General features: G+C 33.7%; 26 protein-coding genes and 4 pseudogenes. 8 read left to right on the top strand and 22 right to left on the bottom strand.

Annotation, left to right across the window (positions count from 1 at the left end; genetic code table 11):
• Positions 1 to 91: 91 nt before the first annotated feature.
• From COE49_RS27715 to COE49_RS23090, 4 genes are read right to left on the bottom strand one after another with little or no spacing between them, the layout of a single operon-like run.
• On the bottom strand, positions 92 to 265 hold the full coding sequence (locus tag COE49_RS27715) for a hypothetical protein (protein WP_088229288.1): 174 nt from the start codon (positions 263 to 265) through the stop codon (positions 92 to 94).
• A gap of 17 nt (positions 266 to 282) precedes the next feature.
• Complete coding sequence (locus COE49_RS23080) at positions 283 to 621, bottom strand: NIPSNAP family protein (protein ID WP_098946115.1); 339 nt, start codon at positions 619 to 621, stop codon at positions 283 to 285.
• A gap of 27 nt (positions 622 to 648) precedes the next feature.
• On the bottom strand, positions 649 to 1191 hold the full coding sequence (locus COE49_RS23085) for a GNAT family N-acetyltransferase (protein WP_098840964.1): 543 nt from the start codon (positions 1189 to 1191) through the stop codon (positions 649 to 651).
• Positions 1192 to 1203: 12 nt separating this feature from the next.
• Positions 1204 to 1974: a DeoR/GlpR family DNA-binding transcription regulator gene (locus COE49_RS23090; RefSeq protein WP_088229285.1), complete on the bottom strand. Its 771-nt coding sequence runs from the start codon at positions 1972 to 1974 to the stop codon at positions 1204 to 1206.
• Between the two features lie 401 nt (positions 1975 to 2375).
• Between COE49_RS23090 and COE49_RS23100 the strand changes: the two genes are divergently transcribed.
• A complete protein-coding gene (locus tag COE49_RS23100; protein ID WP_088229284.1) occupies positions 2376 to 2867 on the top strand; it encodes a hypothetical protein in 492 nt (163 codons plus the stop codon).
• 49 nt (positions 2868 to 2916) lie between these two features.
• Here COE49_RS23100 and COE49_RS23105 read toward each other — a convergent pair.
• The 6 genes and pseudogenes from COE49_RS23105 to COE49_RS23130 form a co-directional block, all read right to left on the bottom strand.
• Positions 2917 to 3573 (bottom strand): annotated as a pseudogene (locus COE49_RS23105) (DUF4085 family protein).
• Positions 3574 to 3804: 231 nt separating this feature from the next.
• Positions 3805 to 5184 carry a dihydrolipoyl dehydrogenase gene (lpdA, locus tag COE49_RS23110; RefSeq protein ID WP_098946116.1) on the bottom strand — a complete coding sequence of 460 codons (1380 nt, stop codon included), beginning with the start codon at positions 5182 to 5184 and terminating at the stop codon, positions 3805 to 3807.
• A gap of 15 nt (positions 5185 to 5199) precedes the next feature.
• A complete protein-coding gene (locus COE49_RS23115) occupies positions 5200 to 6405 on the bottom strand; it encodes a dihydrolipoamide acetyltransferase family protein (RefSeq protein WP_098946117.1) in 1206 nt (401 codons plus the stop codon).
• A gap of 26 nt (positions 6406 to 6431) precedes the next feature.
• A complete protein-coding gene (gene acoB / locus COE49_RS23120) occupies positions 6432 to 7466 on the bottom strand; it encodes an acetoin:2,6-dichlorophenolindophenol oxidoreductase subunit beta (protein WP_088229280.1) in 1035 nt (344 codons plus the stop codon).
• Positions 7467 to 7483: 17 nt separating this feature from the next.
• Positions 7484 to 8482 (bottom strand): acetoin:2,6-dichlorophenolindophenol oxidoreductase subunit alpha, encoded by a 999-nt coding sequence (acoA, locus tag COE49_RS23125; protein WP_088229279.1) that lies wholly within the window; start codon positions 8480 to 8482, stop codon positions 7484 to 7486.
• 169 nt (positions 8483 to 8651) lie between these two features.
• On the bottom strand, positions 8652 to 9131 hold the full coding sequence (locus tag COE49_RS23130; RefSeq protein WP_088229278.1) for a DinB family protein: 480 nt from the start codon (positions 9129 to 9131) through the stop codon (positions 8652 to 8654).
• Positions 9132 to 9373: 242 nt separating this feature from the next.
• On the opposite strand from COE49_RS23130, the gene COE49_RS23135 reads away from it, so the two are divergent.
• Both COE49_RS23135 and COE49_RS23140 read left to right on the top strand, forming a co-directional pair.
• Complete coding sequence (locus COE49_RS23135) at positions 9374 to 10219, top strand: oxidoreductase (RefSeq protein ID WP_212590126.1); 846 nt, start codon at positions 9374 to 9376, stop codon at positions 10217 to 10219.
• Between the two features lie 38 nt (positions 10220 to 10257).
• A complete protein-coding gene (locus COE49_RS23140) occupies positions 10258 to 10767 on the top strand; it encodes a GrpB family protein (RefSeq protein WP_088229276.1) in 510 nt (169 codons plus the stop codon).
• Positions 10768 to 10810: 43 nt separating this feature from the next.
• Here COE49_RS23140 and COE49_RS23145 read toward each other — a convergent pair.
• From COE49_RS23145 to COE49_RS23175, 7 genes and pseudogenes are all read right to left on the bottom strand, one after another.
• Positions 10811 to 10948, bottom strand: a pseudogene (locus COE49_RS23145) (uridine kinase); the annotation flags it as partial.
• A gap of 33 nt (positions 10949 to 10981) precedes the next feature.
• Entirely contained in the window at positions 10982 to 11365 is a 384-nt protein-coding gene (locus COE49_RS23150) for a DUF4181 domain-containing protein (protein WP_088229275.1), read from the bottom strand.
• Positions 11366 to 11376: 11 nt separating this feature from the next.
• The gene (locus COE49_RS23155; RefSeq protein ID WP_088229274.1) at positions 11377 to 11826 is read right to left on the bottom strand and encodes an NUDIX domain-containing protein; all 450 of its coding nucleotides are present in this window, start codon (positions 11824 to 11826) and stop codon (positions 11377 to 11379) included.
• A gap of 61 nt (positions 11827 to 11887) precedes the next feature.
• On the bottom strand, positions 11888 to 12244 hold the full coding sequence (locus tag COE49_RS23160) for a DUF4181 domain-containing protein (RefSeq protein ID WP_170933739.1): 357 nt from the start codon (positions 12242 to 12244) through the stop codon (positions 11888 to 11890).
• 23 nt (positions 12245 to 12267) lie between these two features.
• Positions 12268 to 13110 carry a PP2C family serine/threonine-protein phosphatase gene (locus tag COE49_RS23165; protein ID WP_088229272.1) on the bottom strand — a complete coding sequence of 281 codons (843 nt, stop codon included), beginning with the start codon at positions 13108 to 13110 and terminating at the stop codon, positions 12268 to 12270.
• A pseudogene (locus COE49_RS23170) lies at positions 13088 to 13580 on the bottom strand (HIT family protein). The gene COE49_RS23165 and the pseudogene COE49_RS23170 overlap by 23 nt, the downstream one beginning before the upstream one ends.
• A gap of 128 nt (positions 13581 to 13708) precedes the next feature.
• Positions 13709 to 13876, bottom strand: a complete 168-nt coding sequence (locus tag COE49_RS23175; RefSeq protein WP_098357703.1) for a glycine zipper domain-containing protein — start codon at positions 13874 to 13876, stop codon at positions 13709 to 13711.
• A 215-nt stretch (positions 13877 to 14091) separates the two neighbouring features.
• Between COE49_RS23175 and COE49_RS27390 the strand changes: the two genes are divergently transcribed.
• A complete protein-coding gene (locus COE49_RS27390; RefSeq protein ID WP_140417257.1) occupies positions 14092 to 14328 on the top strand; it encodes a hypothetical protein in 237 nt (78 codons plus the stop codon).
• A 49-nt stretch (positions 14329 to 14377) separates the two neighbouring features.
• On the opposite strand, the gene COE49_RS23185 is transcribed toward COE49_RS27390, so the two are convergent.
• Together COE49_RS23185 and COE49_RS23190 are read right to left on the bottom strand one after the other, a co-directional pair.
• Positions 14378 to 15214: an ABC transporter permease gene (locus tag COE49_RS23185; protein WP_002147403.1), complete on the bottom strand. Its 837-nt coding sequence runs from the start codon at positions 15212 to 15214 to the stop codon at positions 14378 to 14380.
• Positions 15207 to 16412, bottom strand: coding sequence for a quaternary amine ABC transporter ATP-binding protein (locus tag COE49_RS23190; RefSeq protein WP_088229270.1), 1206 nt, complete (start codon positions 16410 to 16412; stop codon positions 15207 to 15209). The genes COE49_RS23185 and COE49_RS23190 overlap by 8 nt, the downstream gene beginning before the upstream one ends.
• A 258-nt stretch (positions 16413 to 16670) precedes the next feature.
• Here COE49_RS23190 and COE49_RS23195 point away from each other — a divergent pair, with 258 nt between their 5' ends.
• A complete protein-coding gene (locus tag COE49_RS23195) occupies positions 16671 to 17528 on the top strand; it encodes a glycine betaine ABC transporter substrate-binding protein (RefSeq protein ID WP_098357704.1) in 858 nt (285 codons plus the stop codon).
• Between the two features lie 44 nt (positions 17529 to 17572).
• Here COE49_RS23195 and clpP read toward each other — a convergent pair whose 3' ends face one another.
• Both clpP and COE49_RS23205 read right to left on the bottom strand, forming a co-directional pair.
• Positions 17573 to 18154 (bottom strand): ATP-dependent Clp endopeptidase proteolytic subunit ClpP, encoded by a 582-nt coding sequence (gene clpP, locus COE49_RS23200; RefSeq protein WP_098252085.1) that lies wholly within the window; start codon positions 18152 to 18154, stop codon positions 17573 to 17575.
• A 21-nt stretch (positions 18155 to 18175) separates the two neighbouring features.
• Entirely contained in the window at positions 18176 to 18862 is a 687-nt protein-coding gene (locus tag COE49_RS23205; RefSeq protein ID WP_088229267.1) for an RNA polymerase subunit sigma-70, read from the bottom strand.
• A 143-nt stretch (positions 18863 to 19005) separates the two neighbouring features.
• On the opposite strand from COE49_RS23205, the gene COE49_RS23210 reads away from it, so the two are divergent.
• From COE49_RS23210 to COE49_RS23220, 3 genes are all read left to right on the top strand, one after another.
• A complete protein-coding gene (locus COE49_RS23210) occupies positions 19006 to 19326 on the top strand; it encodes a 2Fe-2S iron-sulfur cluster-binding protein (RefSeq protein WP_060631141.1) in 321 nt (106 codons plus the stop codon).
• 4 nt (positions 19327 to 19330) lie between these two features.
• Positions 19331 to 19999 carry a ribose 5-phosphate isomerase A gene (gene rpiA, locus COE49_RS23215; protein WP_088229266.1) on the top strand — a complete coding sequence of 223 codons (669 nt, stop codon included), beginning with the start codon at positions 19331 to 19333 and terminating at the stop codon, positions 19997 to 19999.
• A 90-nt stretch (positions 20000 to 20089) separates the two neighbouring features.
• A complete protein-coding gene (locus tag COE49_RS23220; protein ID WP_098252086.1) occupies positions 20090 to 20524 on the top strand; it encodes a GNAT family N-acetyltransferase in 435 nt (144 codons plus the stop codon).
• A gap of 142 nt (positions 20525 to 20666) precedes the next feature.
• On the opposite strand, the pseudogene COE49_RS23225 reads toward COE49_RS23220, so the two are convergent.
• A pseudogene (locus COE49_RS23225) lies at positions 20667 to 22391 on the bottom strand (ABC transporter ATP-binding protein).
• Positions 22392 to 22451: the final 60 nt, after the last annotated feature.

Here is a 22451-nt window from a genome sequence, read left to right on the forward strand (position 1 = left end):
TTGTAAAAACATACTTTTATTATAAAACTGAATAAAAGCGTTTTCAATAAAACTAGAAAGACGACACAAATATGTTAATAATTTGAATATCTTAATGCGCTTCTTTATTCTTTTTTAGTAGCACTATGATTTGAATAATGGACGCAAAGAAAATACATAACCAAACCCACTTTTGCGGAGTATCATTTATAAAGAAAACTATCACCGCTATTGCAAATAAAATAGTGGATGCTAAACTAAAATATAATTTTGTTTTAATTCCCATTATCCCTCACCCCTCTATCACTTTATAGTACATACTAACTCTTCATTTTTCATCGCTACTATGTACTCCTTTAAAACATATTCTTTCCCGTCATGTTTTTCATACCATTTATGTATTCTTCTAGTATGCTTCTCGTCACTTCTAATTTTCGATTCAATTTCTTTATACTGTTCATAACTATTATATTCCCATATAGCGAATATTTCAGTTGTACCATCATTATTATCTTTCATCCAGCGTCCTATTAGCCTGGAACCATGCTTTAATTGATTAGGTAAGTTCGTGTTAGTAAAATGCTCATTAAATATTTCTATAAATTCATTCTTTATTATATAGTACTTCCTTCTATAAAACATATATTTCCACCTCTTTTATAAACAGACTCAAAAACACCTTCCCATTACTACCGTATTATAATACTTCCCATCCGACAGTCTTTTATCATTTTTCAAAATACCTTCTAATTCAAAACCTAACTTTTGATACAGCTGAATTGCTTTTTCGTTTGTCTCTAACACTTGTAATGATATCTTTTTTACTTCATTTTCATCAGCCCACTGAATACATTGTTGCAAAAGACTCTTGCCCATTCCAGATCCCCAAAACTCTCTTAAAATACAAACGTCAAATTCTACTTTATGAGATAATCTCTTCAAATTTGACCCTTCACATCTTGAAAATCCAACGATTCGATTGTGCACTTCTGCAACTAAAAATAGATTCTTTGTCTCTTCACTATCTGTTTTTATTATTTTTTGAAACCCTATCTTATCTATAAATCCCTCTCCAGCTTCTCTATCCATATTTTCAGTTTCGCCATCGATCTGAACTCTAATTTCCGATAACTGCTCAGCATCTGTTTCAACTGCAGAACGAATTGTATAAGTTAATCCATTTATATGAAACTCTTGTCCTTTTATAAGCATTTCAAACTCCCTTTACATGCAGTCTATTGACGCTATTACAATTTCTTTACCTTGTTTCTCAAATTCTTGTATCGTTTCTTTACTAGCTTCTTCATCTGTTATTATAAGGTGAATTTCTTTCAGTGACTCTCCATTTATAAAGCAATTTATTCCGAGTTTATAATGAGACGCTAAACAAATATTCATTTTAGCAATCTTACTTACTGTTTTACTAAAATAAGCAACTTCCGGCGTTTCATTACTTATACCATTCAATGAAATGCCACCACCTGTAGAGAAATGAAGATCAATAGAAAATCTACTTATCAATTCAGAGGCAAGTGTATCTGTCATATTTCCTGATGGTTTCACCTTTCCACCGATTAAGTACGTATCAATGTTCTTATATTCCCGTAACGTACTAGCAATTTCTATAGAATTCGTAATAACTGTAAATGATGTTTCCGGTAAATATTTTAACATGGCATAATGAATAGAAGCCCCACCAATAAAAATGGAATCCCCTTCTTGTATATAAGAAGCTGCGATTTTTGCAATTGCGTCTTCATATATAGAACCATTACTATAACGCTCAAATGGATCGGCGGCTAAATTCCTTACTCTAGCAAGTTCAATTGCACCTCCATGGGTTCTTTTTAACAAGCCATCTTTCTCCATAATAGACAAATCTCTTCTTATAGAATCGATAGACATATCGAAATTTTCCGCAAGATCTTTAGCAATTACCCTTCCATCTTTCTTAAGTAACTCTAAAATTTTCTCTCTACGCTCTTCAGTAAACATATGCCCACCGCCGTTATTGAAGATTCTGAAATCTTATCCTTATTTTAATTATATGCATGTCTCTTCCGTTTTACAATATTTTCAATTCTTATTCACTCCGTTTTATTCTGCTTTTCCCCTCTTTCTATTCCGTTAACTAGACAACGAAATAAAGTGAAACTTTAATCAGTGGGGTTTTCTTCCTCCTCCACTGATTATTAGTTGAACCAATCGGACTTTTATGGGCAGTTGATCCCCCACCTAACTTCTTTGCTTTCGCTGAATTTTGAGGTGGGGGTCTTACTGCCCATTAAAGCGGGATAAATGCATATTTGCATATTCCACAAATATACTTCCATTTACCTTCCTATTGATGTAAAATTATTCCTATGTTTTACTTTTTAACATAGAAAGGAATTACTATGAAATCTATAATTAAAGTAACTTGTACAGCATTATTATTTACAGGACTAATGGCAGGATGTAATGGGAATACTGCACCAAAACAAGAAAAGAGCGCTCTTGAAAAGAATGCAATGCACTATGGGGAAATATATAAAAACGAATACTATAGAGCAACTGTTGAAAATGCTAAATTCGAAAAAATAGACAAAGAGTGGCGCCTCACAGCTCGCGTTACTATAAATAACGCTCGTGTTGACGGACAAACGATAGATCTTTCAGAAATAAAATATTTCATAAAAGATGACAAAACGGGTGAAAAATACGAAGGTGAAGTTATACAAAATGAAAATGCTAAAAAGGTTCCATCCGAATTCTCTTTAACTACCGACATTGAATTTAATATGAAAACTTCACCAAAAGATTTAAATAATATGTATTTATATATAGATAGCAAAGCTGCGCCGTTAACAGATACATATTGGAAACTTGATAATTTAGCATCTAAATAAAAAACAGTCATATAAGACTGTTTTTTTATTTGCAAAGTTATAAAGTATACTAGTTACCTATCTCCAGCAATACATTATTTGCACAAATCATCACTTCTTCAAATGGACAATCACATAAAACCCCCAGTTCAAAATCATCTCCAGCAAGATCTATTTCATGACATAACCACCAAGCACCTTCAAAATTTTCCGGAATAGAACATTTCGTTACTCCTGTAAAAGTTACTTGCAGTTTATCAAATTCACTGAAAGTACCACTGCAATCTAAAGTTATAATTAGCGTATCTTCAGATTTTCGCTCTACTGATTTGATTACACTGTCATGTAGTGAGTATCCATGTAGTTGAACGACATTCTGCGCAAGCTTATCTTTTATAGTATTATAATTATCTATATACGCTTGTTCCAAATCGTTCATTCTTTTCTCATAATCTATTGTTCACTCAAGCATAAGTTTCTTTAATTTTTCCGATGGGTATTCTGAATTAATTGTATTGTCATGAATGTATGGATGTAATGACTTAGGTAGAAACTTTAATAAATCTTCCTTCTTTTCTTCCAGGTCTTCTCTTAAACTTTGCTTATAATCCATGCCTATTTTTTTACTCTCTCGCAAAATATCTTCCCATTCCTCCAACGTTTCTGGGAAAATTAAAAATCCAAACACTTGCATTTCTTTGTACCAATCTTTATTGAAATACTTCAAAGGCTTTTCTCCTAAAACATTTTAACATCCAATAAAAGCGATATATTTATTATATCATTCCAATAACTATTTTTTTAAAGAAAAAATGTAAAACTGTAAATATTCCGCCTTTTATTTCTAAAACTTCAGCTATTGACGTTAAAAAGTAATAGGGTATTTAATTTCTTCTATAAAAATGCAAACCACTATTCTCTCATTCATTTAGAGAATAGTGGTTTATTATATTTTCATTTAAGCATGTACAGCATGTCCTACAGCTTGCAATAACGCTTCATGAATCGCTTCTGTTAAAGTGGGATGCGCTGCAATAAAATCTCTCATTATATCAGCGGTAACTTCTGTATGAATCATTACAGTTCCTTGTCCGATTAGTTCGGTTGCACGAGGACCGATAATAGAAATCCCTACAATTTCTTGATATTTAGGTTCCACAATGACTTTTACTTTACCCGTTTGTTCTCCAATAATAAGTGCTTTTCCGTTCGCTGTAAAAGGAAATTCTCCAATAAGTATATCACCATATTGTTCTCTTGCTCCTTTTTCTGTTAAACCGACGCTTGCAATTTCTGGAGCCGTATAAATACAGCGAGGTACAGCATGATAGTTTACTTTCACATCTTCTCCGCTCGCGTGCAATGCTGCTGTCGTTCCTTCATGGAAGGCAACGTGAGCAAGCTGTATTCCACCAATTACATCACCTGCTGCGTAAATATGTGATACATTTGTTTGCATATGTTCATTCACAGAAATTCCTTTATTTGAAAATTGAATTCCTGCTTTTTCTAAATCTAATTGTTGTACACGAGGTTTTCGGCCGACAGAAACGAGAACAAATTCCGGATTAACTTCTTGGATACTTCCTTCATATTCAAATGAAGCTTGCTTTTTATAATTATTTAATCCTTTTAAAGCTGCTCCTGTAAATATTTCTACACCATCTTTTTCTAGTTTCTCTCTTAAAATATGTGCGATATCTTCGTCTTCACCAGGTAGTAATTGCAGTGCCATTTCAACAATCATAACTTTTGTTCCAAGTCGACTATAAATACTTGCAAACTCGCAACCTATTACACCACCGCCAACGATTAATAATGATTTTGGTATTTCTTCTAGAGACATCACATGGCTACTATTTAAAATCCACTTCCCATCAAATGGAGCAAAAGGTAATGCAGTTGGTTCTGAACCTGCCGCTATAATGAACTGTTCTCCATCTACTACATCTTCTTTATCACCTTGTGTCACTCGTACACGGTGATCTGTTTCGAATTTCGCTTTCCCCTTTATTACTTTAATTTTGTTTTTCTTCATTAAATATTGAATTCCTTGAACGAGCTGCATAACAATTTGTGATTTTCTCGTCTGTATTTGATTCCAATCAATTGAAATACTTCCTTCGCTAAGCGTAACTCCATAATGATTCGCTTTTCTCACAATATCATGCACTTCTGCACTTTCTAACAATGATTTCGTAGGCATGCAACCAACATTTAAACAAGTCCCGCCAAGATTAGCTTCATCAATAAGAGTGACATTTTTTCCATTTTGAGCCGCGATAATTGCCGCTACATAGCCAGCAGGTCCGCCTCCAATAACAACTAATTTATTCATTCTCTCACCTTCTCTTTATAAAAGAATTGTTACAGGTTCTTCTAAATAATCTTTAATTGTACGTAAAAATGCAGCTGCTGGTGCACCATCTAATACACGATGATCAAATGTTAAACTTAAAGGTAACATACTTCCTTTTCTTAATTTTTTCCCTTTATATACAGGAACATGTTCAATAGCACCTACACCTAAAATACCAGTTTCAGGTGTATTTAATACTGGCGTAAAATATTCAATACCGAAGCTACCTAAATTACTAATTGTAAATGTTGTCCCTTGCATATCATCACTATTTAAACTGCCTGTTCGTGCCTTTTGTGCCGCATTCTTAATTTCTTTAGACAACTCTACTAAAGATAGATTATTAGCAAAGCGAATAGCTGGAACGACTAACCCTTTTTCTAATGCGACTGCCATGCCTAAATGAACATGTTCAAATTGATGGATTTCATCATTTATATAAGCGCTGTTCATTTCTTTATGCTCCCCAAGTGCTAATATAACAGCACGAGAAACAAAATCTGTAATTGTTAATTTATTGCCATATCGTTTTTGTACAGTATCAGCCATATTTTTATGTAAATCTACTAAGTCAGTAACATCTACTTTCATCGTTAATGTTAATTGCGCACTATTTTGTAAGCTAGCATGCATACGGTTTGCGATTGCTTTCCGCATACCGGTAACAGGAATTACTTTACTGTTTTCTTTTTCTTGTTCAAGTACTTCTGGAACGTTCACTCTTATTTCAAGCGCTTTAAATACATCCGCCTTGGTAATTCTTCCACCAGGACCTGTACCAACTAATGCCTTGATATCAAGATTTTCAGTTTTGGCAATTTTCTTCGCTACAGGTGAAATTTTAATTCTTTGCTTCGCCACTTCTTTCACATAGGGTTCTGGATGTTGTACATTTTGTACTTCTATATTAGATGTTTTTTCTTCTATAACATGTGTACTTTCATGAACTTCTACTTTTTCATTTGGTTTACCGATGTAGCAAATTACAGTGCCAGGTGGAACTCCTTCATCTTCACTTACAGCTATATCAAGTACAGTTCCATCAGCGGGTGCTTCTATTTCAGTTTCGATTTTTTCTGAGTTAATACTAGCAATTAGTTCTCCTTTTGCTACATTATCGCCTGTTTTAATATTCCAGTTTGTAATAATACCTTCTTTCATCGCCATCCCTAACTTCGGCATTACAACTTCTACAGCCATATTTCTCTCTCCCTTCTCATCGTTCATTACACATGCAATAAAGATTGGTCTCCGATCATTTCTGATACCGTTTCAATTACTTTCTCTGGCGTTGGTAAATACAACTTTTCAAGCGGTGGTGAGAACGGAACTGGTGTATGTGGTGCTGTTATTCGTTTAATAGGTGCATCTAATAAATCAAATCCTTTATCCGCTACGATTGCTGCGATATCAGTTGCTATGCTACATCTTGGGTTTGCTTCATCAATAACGATAAGACGATTTGTTTTCTCAACAGATGATAAAATTGTATCTTCATCTAGTGGTGATAAAGAACGCGGATCAATAACTTCTACTTCAAGTCCCTTTTTTGATAATTGTTCAGCAGCTGCAAGAGCGGTATGAACCTGTTTTCCAATTGCGACAATTGTTACATCAGAACCTTCACGTTTAATATCTGCTTTACCTAAAGGAATTGTATAATACCCTTCTGGCACTTTACCTTTCATGTTGTAGAGTGTTTTATCTTCAAAGAATATTACTGGGTCGTCATCTTCAATTGCCGCTAACAATAAGCCTTTTGCGTCATACGGAGTAGAAGGAACGACAACTTTTATACCTGGAATGCTCGTAAATAATGCGTATAAACTTTGTGAATGCTGAGCTGCTGCGCTAAAACCAGCACCATGCATCGTACGTACTGTAACTGGCACTTTCGCTTTACCACCGAACATATAGCGGAACTTTGCGCCTTGGTTTAATACTTGATCAAGACAACTACCGATAAAGTCATTAAACATTAATTCAGCTATCGGACGTAAACCAGTTGCAGCAGCAGCCATTGCCGCTCCCATGTAACCAGCTTCTGAAATTGGTGTATCTAAAATACGATTTCGGCCAAATTCTTGTACTAGCCCTTTCGTTACGCCAAGTACACCGCCCCAAGCTTCATCATCTTGTAAATGATCAACTTGCGCACCGCCTGCAACGTCTTCCCCTATTAAAATTACATTTTCATCACGACGCATTGATATTTTCATCGCTTCATTAATTGCAGTTGACATACTTACTGTTCTAGTCATTATTTTTCACCCTCCTCTTATTTGTAAGAAACGTATACATCTTTTAATAATTCTGCATCCTCTGGATATGGACTATTTTCACTAAATTCAATTGATTTTTGTACTGCTTCATCAACTGCCTTTTCCATATCTACAAGTTCAGTTTCTGTTAATAATCCTTCATGAATTAAATGCTTACGGAAATGCACAATCGCATCTTTTTCATTTAAATGCTCTTCTTTTTCTTCTGAAGTTTTATATGTTTGTGCTTCACCTTCGAAATGACCGTAATTACGATATGTCATACATTCAATTATGGTCGGACCACCACCATTACGCGCACGTTCTACTGCTTCTTCAGCAGCTTTATATACAGCTAGAAGATCTTTTCCATCCACTTGAACACCTGGAATGTTATAAGCCTTCGCACGATCCGCAATGGAATCACAACTTGAAGCATATTCAAATGTCGTTGCTTCACCGTAACCGTTATTTTCTGCAATAAAAATAACTGGTAACTTCCAAATCGCCGCTAAATTAACCCCTTCATGGAATGTTCCTTCATTATTTGCTCCGTCACCGAAGAAACACACACTCACATCTTTAGTCCCTTTATATTTAGCTGTTAATGCTGAACCACAAGCAAGCGGGAAACCACCGCCTACAATTCCATTCGCACCAAGCATTCCTTTATCTAAATCGGCAATATGCATTGAGCCGCCTTTTCCTTTACATAATCCTGTCGCTTTCCCAAAAAGTTCAGCCATCATACCGTTTAAATCACAGCCTTTTGCGATACAATGTCCATGTCCTCTATGCGTACTTGTAATACTGTCGCTATCTGTTAAGTGGGCACATACACCAACTGCTACCGCTTCCTCACCTGCGTATAAATGAACGAAACCTGGTAGAACACCTTGCGCGAATAATTCATGTACCTTATCTTCAAACTTACGAATCTCTAACATTTTTTCATACATCCAACGAGCTTGTTCTTTCGTAATTTCATTCCCTTTACTTTCAGTTGTTTTTAACATGTCCAGCCCTCCTATTTTCTTGTTCATCTTTTATATTGCAAATACTGTGCCAAATTCTAATCCTTGATTTAATAGGTTTTCTCTTTCTTTTAAAAATAAAAAAGTGGACAAAACGAGACTAATGTCTCATTTTGTCCACTTTTGTTCCCTTAATAAAAGAATCATTACTTTATTCATTATCAAAACTCTTCTGTAATTTTCGGATGTAAATAATTTGACCTATATGATACGCATTATGAGTCGTTACATTCGCTAGCACTTCCCACCACTTTGCAGAAACAGGAAATCCTACTACATCACTTTCAACCTTCTCTTCATTTATAAGCTTTTGCCATTGTAACAGTTTCTCTAGTAGTTTTTCTCTTAACTCATCAAAGGTTTGATTATCGGAAAGCATGAAACTTTTGTTATTATCTCCAATAGCAGGTACGGCATTAACATTTGATTCTTTGTACCTAGTTTGCCACGTTGAATTCCAGTACAGTAGATGTTGTACAATTTCTGCTATACTATTACTCTCTTCATTCGGTTTCCAAAAAGCTTCTCTCTCTGATAAATCCTTAACTGCATCTGAAAATGGAATATACCAACTAGGATCATTGGCATTTGCTAATAACTGATCTGCTAATACATCTTTCACATGGGTCATTTTTCTTCCTCCATTTCATCAACTTTTATATCATACTCTCTACTCTATATACGGTGATTCCACACAATTCCCTGCTTTAAAACCATTCCATACATATGCAAATTAAGAATCAATAAGCACTTGAACCATACATCAGTGCCTGTAGTTTAGAAATAAAATGAATATATAGAAACAATATGTAAGATTAATAGATTTTCTGCTTACAACTCGTTATGATAAAAGAAAAAGAAAGCGAGCGACAAATGAATAAAAAAATCGCGGTTATTACAGGGGCATCAAGTGGATTCGGACTATTAACTACACTTGAACTTGCGAAAAAAGACTATATAGTCATTGCTACAATGCGAAACCTTGAAAAACAAGCAAACTTACTATCTCAAGCTACTAAACTCAATTTACAACAAAATATAAAAGTTCAACAATTAGATGTAACAGATCAAAATTCTATATATAACTTTCAATTATTTTTAAAAGAAATCAATAGAGTAGACCTTCTCATTAATAATGCAGGATATGCAACTGGGGGCTTTGTAGAGGAAATCCCAGTGGAGGAATACCGTAAACAATTTGAAACGAATTTTTTTGGTACAATATCAATCACCCAGCTTGTCTTACCATATATGAGAGAACAAAAAAGCGGGAAAATCATTAATATAAGCAGTATTAGCGGCCAAGTTGGATTTCCTGGTTTATCTCCTTACGTATCTTCCAAATATGCATTAGAAGGCTGGAGTGAATCACTTCGTTTAGAAGTAAAACCTTTCGGAATAGACGTTGCTTTAATCGAACCAGGTTCTTATAACACGAACATTTGGGAAGTTGGTAAACAACTAGCTGAAAACCAATCTGCTACTTCTTCTCCGTACAAGGAATATATGGATAAAATTCAAAAACATATTAATAGCGGCAGTGGTACATTGGGTAATCCGATAGATGTTGCTAAAAAAATCGTAGAAATTGCTGAATCTAAGCGTACGAATTTACGATATCCAATCGGAAAAGGTGTCAAATTTATGGTTTTTGTGAAGAAGATTCTTACTTGGAGATTGTGGGAGTACCTTGTTTTGAGGAGTTTGAAGAAGATGTAATTACATTATTGAAAAATTATGTAAGGGGTGCTAATTAAATGTTAGGTTTACCACATGGCAAAGTGTTTTTAGTTCCATGGAACGAAGAATGGGGAATTGAGTTTTTAAAAGAGAAACAATTCATTGAGGAACAAATTGGCGAATATATTTTAGCAATACACCATATTGGCAGTACTTCCATTCCACATTTAAGTGCAAAGCCGATTATTGATATTGCAATTGAATTAGAAGATTATACGGATGGTTTGAAATGTATTAAAAAGTTAGAACTATTAAACTATAAGTACAGAAAAGATGTATTGCCTGAAAGATATTATTTTAATAAAGGTGAGCCAAGAACTCATCAAATTCATATGTATGAACGAGGGAACAAATATTTAATAGAACAACTACAATTCAGAGATTACTTAATACACAATAAAACCTCTCGTATACAGTATGAACAGTTAAAAATTCAGCTTTCACAAGCTAATCCTAATGATAAACATAAGTACGCAGAGGATAAAACAAATTTCATTAAATGCATATTAAATACAGTTAAGGATTAATAACATAGTAATTTTTCACACGAAAAGTAACCATTTATCACCTAACAGATAAATGGTTACTTTTTATTTTATTGGCTAGCGCACTTTTTCCAGCACCGCCACAACCATCAATGCCTATTATTATAAATGATTGCTCTTTATATTTTTCGTGAATCTGTTTTAAAATCACATCTAAATCCAACTTAATTCATCCCCCTTATATCCCTTTCATTTTTTATGCAGCAGGTGGAACGAAGTAAAATAGCATCGAAGTCATAAAAACAAATGTAAATACTCCAATTAGTGAAAATATATAATCTTTCGATTCTCTAGCATACTTCCATTCCATCCATGCTCTTAAGATCAACGTACCCCCTAAATAAGTGAAAATGACATAAGCAATATTAATACTTTCGAATTTAAAAATAAAAATAAAGCTAGTTATTAAATAAATAAAAAGTAGTCCTATTTCCAATTTTTTATGCAAACTATTTACATGTTTTTTATATCCCCAAAAACCTATTTTTGGCATATTTAATTTTTTTCTTAAAAACTTATCAAAAAAATAGACAGCTATACAAAAAACAATACTTATAATCCAAAAAGTAGAAGTTCCCATTAACATTCCTCCTATTCCCCCATTGAATTATCTAAAATAAAGTGGGCTATATTACGGTTATTCTCTTCTAAATAACTTAAGATTCCTTCAGGATATGTTGGCTTTGCCTTTAATTTCTCTATACTTTTCCAGATTAAAATAATATCCTCATGCTCTTTGTGCCTTATTTCATTTGCAACTACTTCTCGAACAGTTCCCCAATGTATTAATGTACAGTGATGTCCCTTTTCTCCGTTCCATTCAAAAATATTCTCGTTTACAACTGCTAATTCTTGAACAAAAACTTTTAAATTATATTCTTCCCATAGTTCTCGTGCTATTGCTTCTTTTGCCGTTTCACCAAATTCAATGGAGCCACCTGGAAAACGGTAAAATGATTCATTCTCATCACATTGTACTAATATGTTTGTGTGTTCTTCGTTTAAAATCATTGCTTCTGCACGTAATCGAGGACTTTTCATTTCTTCTCTCCCTTTAATTGCTTATTATATGACATTGCTATAGGGCTGTAATTAATACGTATTAAATAAAAAAATATAGAATCAGCCCTGTTATCATTATCGATACAGCCCCACCTAAGGACATCAAGAACTCCCTCGATTCCCTGTCATATTTCCATTCCATATATGTATCAAAACTATATAACGTAATTAAAAACAGAAAAGGTAGAAAGCCCATGTATAAGGGGTTTGAAAGAGAAGAACATATAATAATAACCACTATATAAGAAAAAATAATAATTCTGTTTCCCCATTTATGAGACTTGTTTACATATTTATTATTCCATCCTTTTTGTTTCGGTATATTCATCTTTTTTCTCACTATATTTTCTAAAACACCTAAGAATAAGATCCATAAAACTAATACAATGACTTTCACATGAAACAGAGAGGTATCCTCCTTTACTTAATCGTTTGGATTTTCTCCGGCTGATCACTCGGATACGTAGCATTCCCTTTATTTTCAACATCCCAACTTATAATTGTCGCACTATCACGTCCTAATTGATGATGAACGTGCTCTAATACATTTCGAACACACTCTGTTAGCTCTTTCTTATTTCCATTCATATCTTCATACAAATTTAATGACTTTTCATATCGTCGTTCCCCACATCCCAATACCCCATCTGTCACCATTACAATTCGATTCTTTCCAGTACGTAATTCACGAATCCCTGATGAATAGCACGGAACAGGTAAATCAAATGTATTAACATTACCAATCCATTCGTAAAAATGACGTTGATTTAATGTATATTGTCCTAATTTATGTAATTCTTCATGAAATACATACACTAGACAATCGCCAATAGATAGCCACCATATAAAATTATCTTTTCTTACACAGATTAAACAAGCTGTCTCACCTTTAATTTTTTCACATTCTTCTTTAAATGACTGCGATTGAAAAATTGTAAGTATATGATTTTCAACAGATCGAAAAACTGTTTCAATTGGTTCTTTCATAATCGTGTTGATATTCTCATATTCTTTTTCGATTGTGTGTACTACTAGCTCAACACTTTCTGCGCTATTGTGTCCGTCTAATATAATAGCGAATTCCCAGTCAACATTTGACCAAACTAACGCACCATCTTCATTCTTTTTCGCTCCAGCACTTATATTCCCACCGTATTTACCGAGCACGATATCACCATAATGTTTAACTGAGATTTCTCCTAAACACATTTCTGTATTTCCAACCCATGAATATTGTGTATTATTTGTTGTATGCATACTCATTTACCATATACTTTCGTATTCTTTCGCATAGTTTTTTTAATTTCATTTGAATTTCCATATGGTGCCCCAGTCCAATTTGCTACCTCAGTCGGTGACCAAAACTCTTTTGGTGTATTCGGATAACGCGGTATAATGTGCATATGCATATGTGGTACACCATTTCCTGAAACAAAAGTGTAAATATGTTCTGCACCTTCGCTTTCTTTTAGCGCTTTACTTACTCTGCTTGTTATGAGTCCGAATGCTTTTGCCTCATCTTCAGTTAATTCAGCTAGACCAGGTACATGTCTTTTTATATCAATCATTACGTAACCAAGATATGTTTCTTCCTTTTCCCAATGGACATGTCCAACGTATATGAGATCGTCTTCATAAATAGCACCACCTGGAACTGTAATATTTCCGTTGTGTTTTTCGCAAATGAAACAGTTTTTATCTGCTGGATTATTAATTGACATATCCATCACCATCCTTTCCATTTATAATATCATAAAAAAAGGAAAAACAGGTTTTATATTCCGAAAATTCACTCTCTTTAGTTAGCAATTTCCTCATTAAAATCATATACGATCCAATCAAATTTCATATTTACAATTGATTATTTCTTCAACACAATAATCCCTATACAAATTCCAATGACAATTCCGATTACTAAATTATCAGTAAATAAACTATGTACTACACCGATTACAATACCTATAGCGATACCGATTGTCATTGCGTCATTTCTTTTTGTATTATTAGCCAAAACTGCATCTCCTCTCATAATTTCTCCTCATATAATATCCATTTACATGAACGTTACTATCTCCTAATATATTTGCTTTCCCGCTTAAAAATTTCCAAAATATGTACTTTATTACTTTTCCATTCCCCCTACATAATCCTCTTCATTTGAAAGGATTTTTAAGTCACCATTACATATACATAGGCATTTACTATAAGAAAGAACAGTAATTCATTGAAGGAGGAACGATTCAAATGCATCCTCATTGGAATCCAAATCTAAATCAACAATATATTTACTCGCCCCACGCTACAAGGAATACACTGTATTATGATTCTCAGCATATGATGCAGCGCATTGCAAGCCTTGAAAGCCAATTAGCGAAATTAATCTCATTAATCGAAGAGAATAATCATTTAATAAAATCAATGGAACAACAGCAAAATCAAGTTTGCGCACCAGCTGGCGGTTCTGTTATTGTTCGTATGTAATTTTTCCGAACAAAAAAACACACTTTGTATAATAAAGTGTGTTTTCTTTTTATCTTCTTTTTTGATGAAATCCTTGTGTAATGCGGTCTAATATAATCGCAATCACGACGATGGCTAGTCCCGCCTCAAATCCCATTCCGATATTTACTTGTGTAACAGAACGGTACACATCGACTCCAAGACCTGGTGCTCCTACAAGTGATGCTGTTACGACCATTGATAATGAAAGCATAATACTTTGATTTACACCTGCCATAATTGTTCCAGTTGCGAGCGGTAATTGCACTTTAAATAGTTTTTGTGATGCGGTTGAACCAAATGCATTCGCTGCTTCAATTAAATCCTCTGGAACTTGTCTAATTCCGAGGTCAGTAAAACGAATTGTCGGTGGCATTGCAAAAATCACTGAAGCAATAATACCAGGAACAACACCTACGCCAAAAAACGTAATGGCCGGTATTAAATAAACGAACGCGGGCATTGTTTGCATAAAATCTAAAGTCGGTTTTAAAAATTTTGAGAAACGTTCATTTTGAGATGCTAATATCCCAATTGGAATTCCAACAATGATTGAAATAATAACAGATGTAAGTACGAGTGCTAATGTTTGCATCGTTTGTGCCCAGTAATTAATATTTAAAATAAATAACAATCCGATGAGTGTAAAAATGACTAAAGATAATTTTCTCGTTGTGTACCAAATGAGAAAACATAGGATAATAATCATCAATATAGCTGGTATTATTGTTAAAAAATTAGTGAGTAAATCAACAAATCCACCGATAATATAAGAGAATCCTCGGAACAATCCTTCAAAGTGCTCATATAAACTCGCAACAAATGAATCGACCCATTCCCCTAATGGAATACGAGGTATGCTATTCATCGTCTTTCACCTCTTCCTCAATATTTCCTGCAAGAGCTTGAATGACGCTTTCACGTTTAATAATTCCTCTTAGTCTTTTCTTCTCATCAATTACGGGTAACGGATATTTCATCTCCGCCATTTTCGCATAGGTCTCTTCCAGTAAAGTATCTAAATAAACATGTGGAATATCGTTAAGTAGTAAATCAGCAATCGGCCACTGTTTTTGCACTGCTTTACTCGCATCATCTGCGGTTAATATACCTAAAAACTCATACTTTTTGTTTACAACATATACTGTAGAAACACCAGCGTTCCTCATAATTTGAAGTGCTACACGCGGCCCACGGTCAATTAATAAAGTCTCCGGTCGTTTTAATATAGATTCCGCGGTAATTACTTTTCCTAAATTAACGTCCGCAACGAACTTCTCTACAAATTCATTAGCAGGGCTCATCATTATCTCTTCCGGCGTTCCAATTTGAACGATTTCTCCATCTTTCATTAATGCAATACGATCTCCAATTCGAAGCGCTTCATCTAAATCGTGTGTAATAAATATAATTGTTTTTTCCATTTTATCTTGTAACTCTAACAATTCATCTTGCATTTCTTTTCGAATAAGTGGATCTAATGCACTAAATGACTCGTCCATTAGTAATACATCTGGATTATTCGTTAGTGCCCTTGCGATTCCAACACGCTGCTGCATACCACCACTAAGTTGACTTGGGTAATTATCTTTATGATGATCGAGTCCTACTAACTGTAGCGATTCTAACGCCTTATTTTCTCGTTCCTCTACTGGAACTCCTTGAATTTCTAACCCGTACGCAACGTTTTGTATTACTGTACGGTGCGGAAATAAAGCGAACTTTTGAAACACCATACTCATCTTCGTTCTTCTCACTCTTCGTAACTCTTCTTTCCCCATCGTTGCGATGTCTTCACCATCTATGTATATATGACCTGCGGTTGGTTTAATTAATTGGTTTAGCATACGAACTAACGTAGATTTCCCGCTACCTGACAACCCCATAATAACGAAAATTTCTCCAGAGTACACTTCAAACGTTGCCTTTTTCACACCAACGTTCATTCCTGTCTCTTTCAAAATTTCTGATTTGCTTTTCCCTTCTTTTAATAAGGCAAGGGCTCTTTGCGGGTGTTTCCCAAATACTTTTGTTACATTTTCAACACGCACCTTTGTATTATTCATGTCACTACTCCTTTTCTACCCATCTATTCACATAGTGTTGCGATTTTACAAAGAAATATTACATAAAGTGAAACCTTAATCAGTGGGGGCATCCCCTACTGATTATTCGTCTTCACCAATTGGGCTTTTACTGCTCGGAAAATAGCGGGATAAAAATGACATTTATAAGCCTACTTTAAAATTCTCATTTCCGTTCATAATAAGAATGTTTACTTATACATTTATTTAAAAAGGCAAACGTTCTTCAGGAGGTTTTCGATGCGAAAGAAAATATGGCTTATATGCCTTATACTATTTATTACTATGATTTTCACCTCATGTAATGCAACAAATGCAAATTCGAAAGGAAAAATTAAACTAGGTGTAACAAGTTGGAAAGAAAACATCGCAACAGCAAACATGTGGAAAGTATTACTAGAACAAAAAGGCTATAAAGTTGAACTCATGTATTTAGAAAAAGCTGCAATTTGGACTGGAGTCGCTCGTGGTGATGTTGATGCTAATTTAGAAGTATGGCTACCAGTTACGGATAAACCGCTAAACAATCGTTATAAAGATGACATTGTCTTAAAATCAAAATGGTATGAAGGCACTGGGCTAGGTTTAGTCGTCCCTTCTTATATGAAAAACATAAACAGTATCGAAGATTTAAATGCTCATAAAGATGAACTAGATAATAAAATTGTCGGAATCGAACCCGGTAGTAGCCTTATGAATTTAACGAATAATGCGATGAAGGAATATGATATTAAACTAAAACTTGTCCAATCTTCAGAAGCTGCAATGATGAGCGAACTAAAAAAAGCATATACGAAAAAGAAACCAATCGCTGTAACGCTTTGGAATCCGCATTGGGGCTTTTCAGAATTCAACTTAAAATATTTAAAAGACCCTAAGAAAGTATATGGTGAAAAAGATGACATTTATTACTCCGTTCGTAAAGGTTTCGAAAAAGATCACCCAGATGTTATAAAATACTTTGATAAATGGAAAATGAATGATGAACAGCTTGGTACGTTAATGGTCATGTTAAATAAAACGAAAGATCCAGAAGAAGCTGCGCGAAAGTGGATTAAAAAGAATCAATCGTTAGTTGATGAATGGATAAAAGATTAAAAAGCAGGCTAGAGAATATCCATTACTCTCTAGCCTGCTTCATGTTATTTTTTCGCAACAACATCATCTACAATCCCATATTCCTTTGCTTCTTCTGCGGTCATAAAATAATCTCTTTCTGTATCATGGGCTACTCGTTCAAGTGATTGCCCTGTTTTTTCTGCAATCATTTTATTAATATCATGCTTTAACTTTAATATTCTTTTTGCTGTGATTTCAATTTCCGTTGCCTGCCCTTGTGCACCACCGAGTGGCTGATGAATCATAATTTCACTGTTAGGCAGCGCAAACCGTTTTCCTTTTGCACCTGATAATAATAACAATGCACCAAATGATGCGGCAAATCCCATACAAAGTGTTTGCACATCTGGTTTAATGAGATTCATCGTATCTAATATTGCAAAACCGGCTGTCGTTGAACCGCCTGGGCTATTGATGTATAAATATATATCTTTTTCTGCATCTTCTGCTTCTAAAAATAATAATTGGGCTACGACACTACTCGCTACTTGATCATTAATTTCTGAACCGATTATAATAATTCGGTCTTTTAATAACCTTGAATATATATCATAGGAACGTTCTCCTAATTTCGTTTGTTCTACAACATATGGAATTGCATTCATTTTAAATCCCTCCAATAATTGTTATGCCGCACAAAGCATACAACTGTAGGAAGAAGGCTTTTTGACACTATATAATAAGACTGGCTGTTTAGATGGTAACTTAGTAAAATCTATTGTCGGAAGAAGTTTTGTTAACAATTCCGGTCTTTCCTCACGAATAGACGTTACAACAATGTCAATATCATCTGTAAATTCGACTATCTCAATCCCTTCTTCACTTACAGTTTTCAGCCTATTTCTACTCCGGAATAAAGAAGCTTTCACTGCACCTTCCGATACAGAACATACTTTAGCGATATCCGCGATACTATATTGAAACACATCTTTTAATAATAAAATTGCGGATTGTTGTACATTTAATGAAGATAATACTTTACCTACCATTTCATGCAAATCTGCAATTTTCTTATGTGGTTCTTCAAAAGTAATTTGTTCTTTTATTTTTTCATGAACTGATTTCAACTTCAGTTGGTCTAACCAACGATTTCTTGCTATTTTATATAACAGCGTCATACAAATATCTTTATTTTTATATTTTTGAAGAACTTTACAAACTGTTTCTTGGGCGAGATCTTCTCCGTCCCATTTGTTTTTCGTTAAAAATGTACAGTACCTTTTTAACTCTCCATATTGCTCAATTAAAAAGTTTATATTTGAATGATTCATATCGATATGATTCTTTAAAACCTGAGTTACTTTTGTGCACAAAATAACCACTCCTTTTCAGCGCTTACTTAATAAACGATTCCACAAATAAAAAAGTTACGGGGCATATAAAAAAATAATGTTTATGTTCAAGAATTCGCGGTCATAAATATGTTATGTACAATTTTACGTGAGGAGGAACAAATTTGCCAAAATTAACAATTGAAGGTGCAGGAACGTTTGATGTAAAAGAAGGTACAAAGTTAGTATTAGCAATTGAAGATAACGGTGTAAATATTCTCCATCGTTGCGGCGGAAAAGCAAGGTGCACAACTTGTAGAGTAGAAATAATAGCAGGTGATTTCTGTGAAGCGAGTGCGAATGAAAAAAATGCGATGACGGAAAAAGGGATTGAAGACCATTTACGATTATCTTGTCAAATGCGTGTACATAAAGATTTAGTCGTTCGTCCGGTACTTACAGTTGAAAATTCCGGTCTTGATGCTGGACCACGACCGGCGGAGTAAAATAATGAATTTAAAACAGCTTGCAGGCGAATACGCCGCTGACTTTGTACAAGATGGAATGAAAGTTGGGCTTGGTACAGGCTCAACTGTATATTGGATGATACAAAAGTTAGGACAACGTGTACAAGAAGGTTTATCCATTCAAGCTGTACCTACATCTAAGGAAACTGAAGTATTAGCGCAACAACTAAACATTCCGCTGATTTCGTTAAATGACATACAAACGCTTGACCTGACAATCGATGGAGCTGATGAAATTGATTCAAATTTACAGCTAATAAAAGGTGGCGGTGGTGCATTACTTCGTGAAAAAATCGTTGCCGCCTCCTCTAAAGAACTGATTATCATTGTTGATGAATCGAAACTCGTTACGCATTTAGGTACTTTCCCATTGCCTGTTGAAATTGTACCTTTTTCATGGAAACAAACCGAAAGTAAAATTCAATCTTTAGGGTGTCAAACAACGTTACGTTTAAAAGATAACGATACATTTATAACGGATAACAATAATATGATTATCGATTGTGTATTCCCTAATCATATATCTAATCCTGCCAATTTACACGATCAATTAAAAATGATTACTGGTGTAGTTGAAACAGGATTGTTTATAAATATGACGAGTAAAGCGATTATTGGAACAGAAAACGGCATAAAAGAGTTAAAAGGCTGACTTATAAAAGTCAGCCTTTTTCTACTATTACGTTACAATATGATATACTATGAAAACACATTCATATCGCACTAGAAAGGGCTGAATATTTTGCAATCCAAACTCATAACAGAACTTACAGATTTAGAAATCGCCTTTCATATTCGAAAAGAAGTATTTGTAAAAGAACAAGGTGTTCCTCTTGCAGATGAATTCGATACATTTGATCAAATTGGTGAAGAATGTAAACATATTTTAGTTTATTATAACGAGCTTCCTGTAGGTACAGGTCGTATGCGATTTGTTGACGGTGCTGGAAAATTAGAGCGCATTTGTATTTTAAAAGACTATCGTAAATATGGACTAGGAAAAGTAATCATTCAAGCATTAGAAGAGATTGCTCGAAACAAAGAAGCAACAAAAGTGAAATTACATGGTCAAACACAAGCGGAAGGATTTTATGGGAAATTAGGCTATCAAACTTCTTCTGATGTGTTTATGGAAGATGGTATTCCTCATATACTTATGATTAAAGAATTGTCGTAATAAAAAGGGTATTATATGAATCTGCATTATGGATTCGTATAATACCCTTTCTGTAGCCTATTCGTTTGTTTCATAAAACTTATCATATTCTTCACTGTAATAGATTTTAAATTTCCCTATTAAGCTTGCATCGATTTGTGAATTATTGTCTTTCAAATTGCTGTTTAATAACTTTTTGATAATACCCATGATTACTTAATAACTCATCATGAGTTCCAAAACCTGTAATTCTACCATTTTGTAATACAATAATTTAATCAGCATCTACTATAGTAGACAACCTATGTGCTATTACAAAAGTTGTTTGTTTATGAATTAATGTGTTTATAGCCTTTTGTACTTGTTTTTCTGAATCAGAATCTAGATTTGCTGTAGCCTCATCTAATAACAGGAAATCAGCATCACGCATTAATGCTCTAGCTATTGCAATACGTTGTTTTTGTCCACCTGAAAGTTGATTACCTCTTTCTCCTACCTCCGTATTATAACCATCCGATAAACCAGCAATAAATTCATGTGCATTTGCAAATGCTGCAATCTCTATCAATTTATCATCTGTAACCTTATCATTTTTTCCATATAAAATATTATCTCTAATTGTACCTGAAAAAATTGGAGTATCTTGCGAAACATAACTAAATTTCTGTCTCCATTCTTCTACATCTATATTTTTATAAGATACATCATCTAATAAAATATCTCCATTAGTTGGATCATAAAACCTTTCTATTAACGAAAATACCGTACTTTTTCCAGAACCACTTGGTCCAACTAGTGCTGTCAAAGAACCTTTTTTAATTTTAAAAGAAATGTCTTCAATAACATTCTCTTTTTCATCATATCTAAAAGAAACATCTTTAAACTCTAATTGTGTTGGAGATCCAATACATGCATTAGTAACAACTTGAACTTCCTCTTCTTCTTCTAATATTTCAAATAACCTTTTCATAGACCCTTTTGCCTCTTGAAAACTCGTTAAAAAATGATTCATTTGTATAAAGGGAGACATAATTTGAAACAAATACAATAAAAACGCTACTAACTCACCAGAACTAATAAGACCTTGATCTACTCTCCAGGCACCAAAACCTATTACACCAATTAAAACTATAGTAGTAAATGTCCCTAAAACTGGAGTTAATATAGAATTAAGTTTAGCCCTCTTTATTCCATTCTTATAAAGAAATTCAAAATGTTTTTTTCCATTTTCCGTTTCTTTCAATTCAGTATTATAAGATTTCACAAGCTTTATTTCAGAAAGGGTCTGTGATAAATAAGCCGTCAACTGAGACATTTTATTTTGTTCTTGAAAAGAAAGATCATATACCTTCTCTCCCAAAGGAATTACAATAAAAAGGGTTATCGGTACTACTAAAATCAAAACCAATGTCATTGGAACATCTAACGTAAATAAAATAATTAAAGAAAGTATTAACGTTATACAACTCGTGATTAAATCAACAATTTCAGATGAAATAATATTCACTATTGCAGTAGTATCACTAGTTATTCTACTTACCATCTCACCAGATTTATTATCATTGTAATATTTTACAGGTAATTTTAAAAACTTCTCCCAAAGTTTTTCACGCAAGTTTTTCACTATTTCCTCCCCTACTTTAGATAGTAGATAAAGAGAAAAAGCTGAAAAAATTATTTCTAAAATTAACAAAATAGAAATTTGACTTATTAAACCAAAAGATATACCATTTGAAAGTTCATCCATTATATCCTTTATTAATAAAGGTATGATCAATGAAATTACACTTGAAACAATAGATAATATTAATCCTGAGATAAAATGAATTTTAGAAGGATTAGTTATCTTCCACATTTTCTTTATTGAAAAATTATTTTCCTCTTCCATATTCTTATTACTCCTTTACATCGTTTAATTTAAATAGTATTTCAATATGATAATACAATT

Origin of the sequence: Bacillus sp. AFS029637 (genome assembly GCF_002584985.1) — a bacterium.
Lineage (GTDB): Bacteria > Bacillota > Bacilli > Bacillales > Bacillaceae_G > Bacillus_A.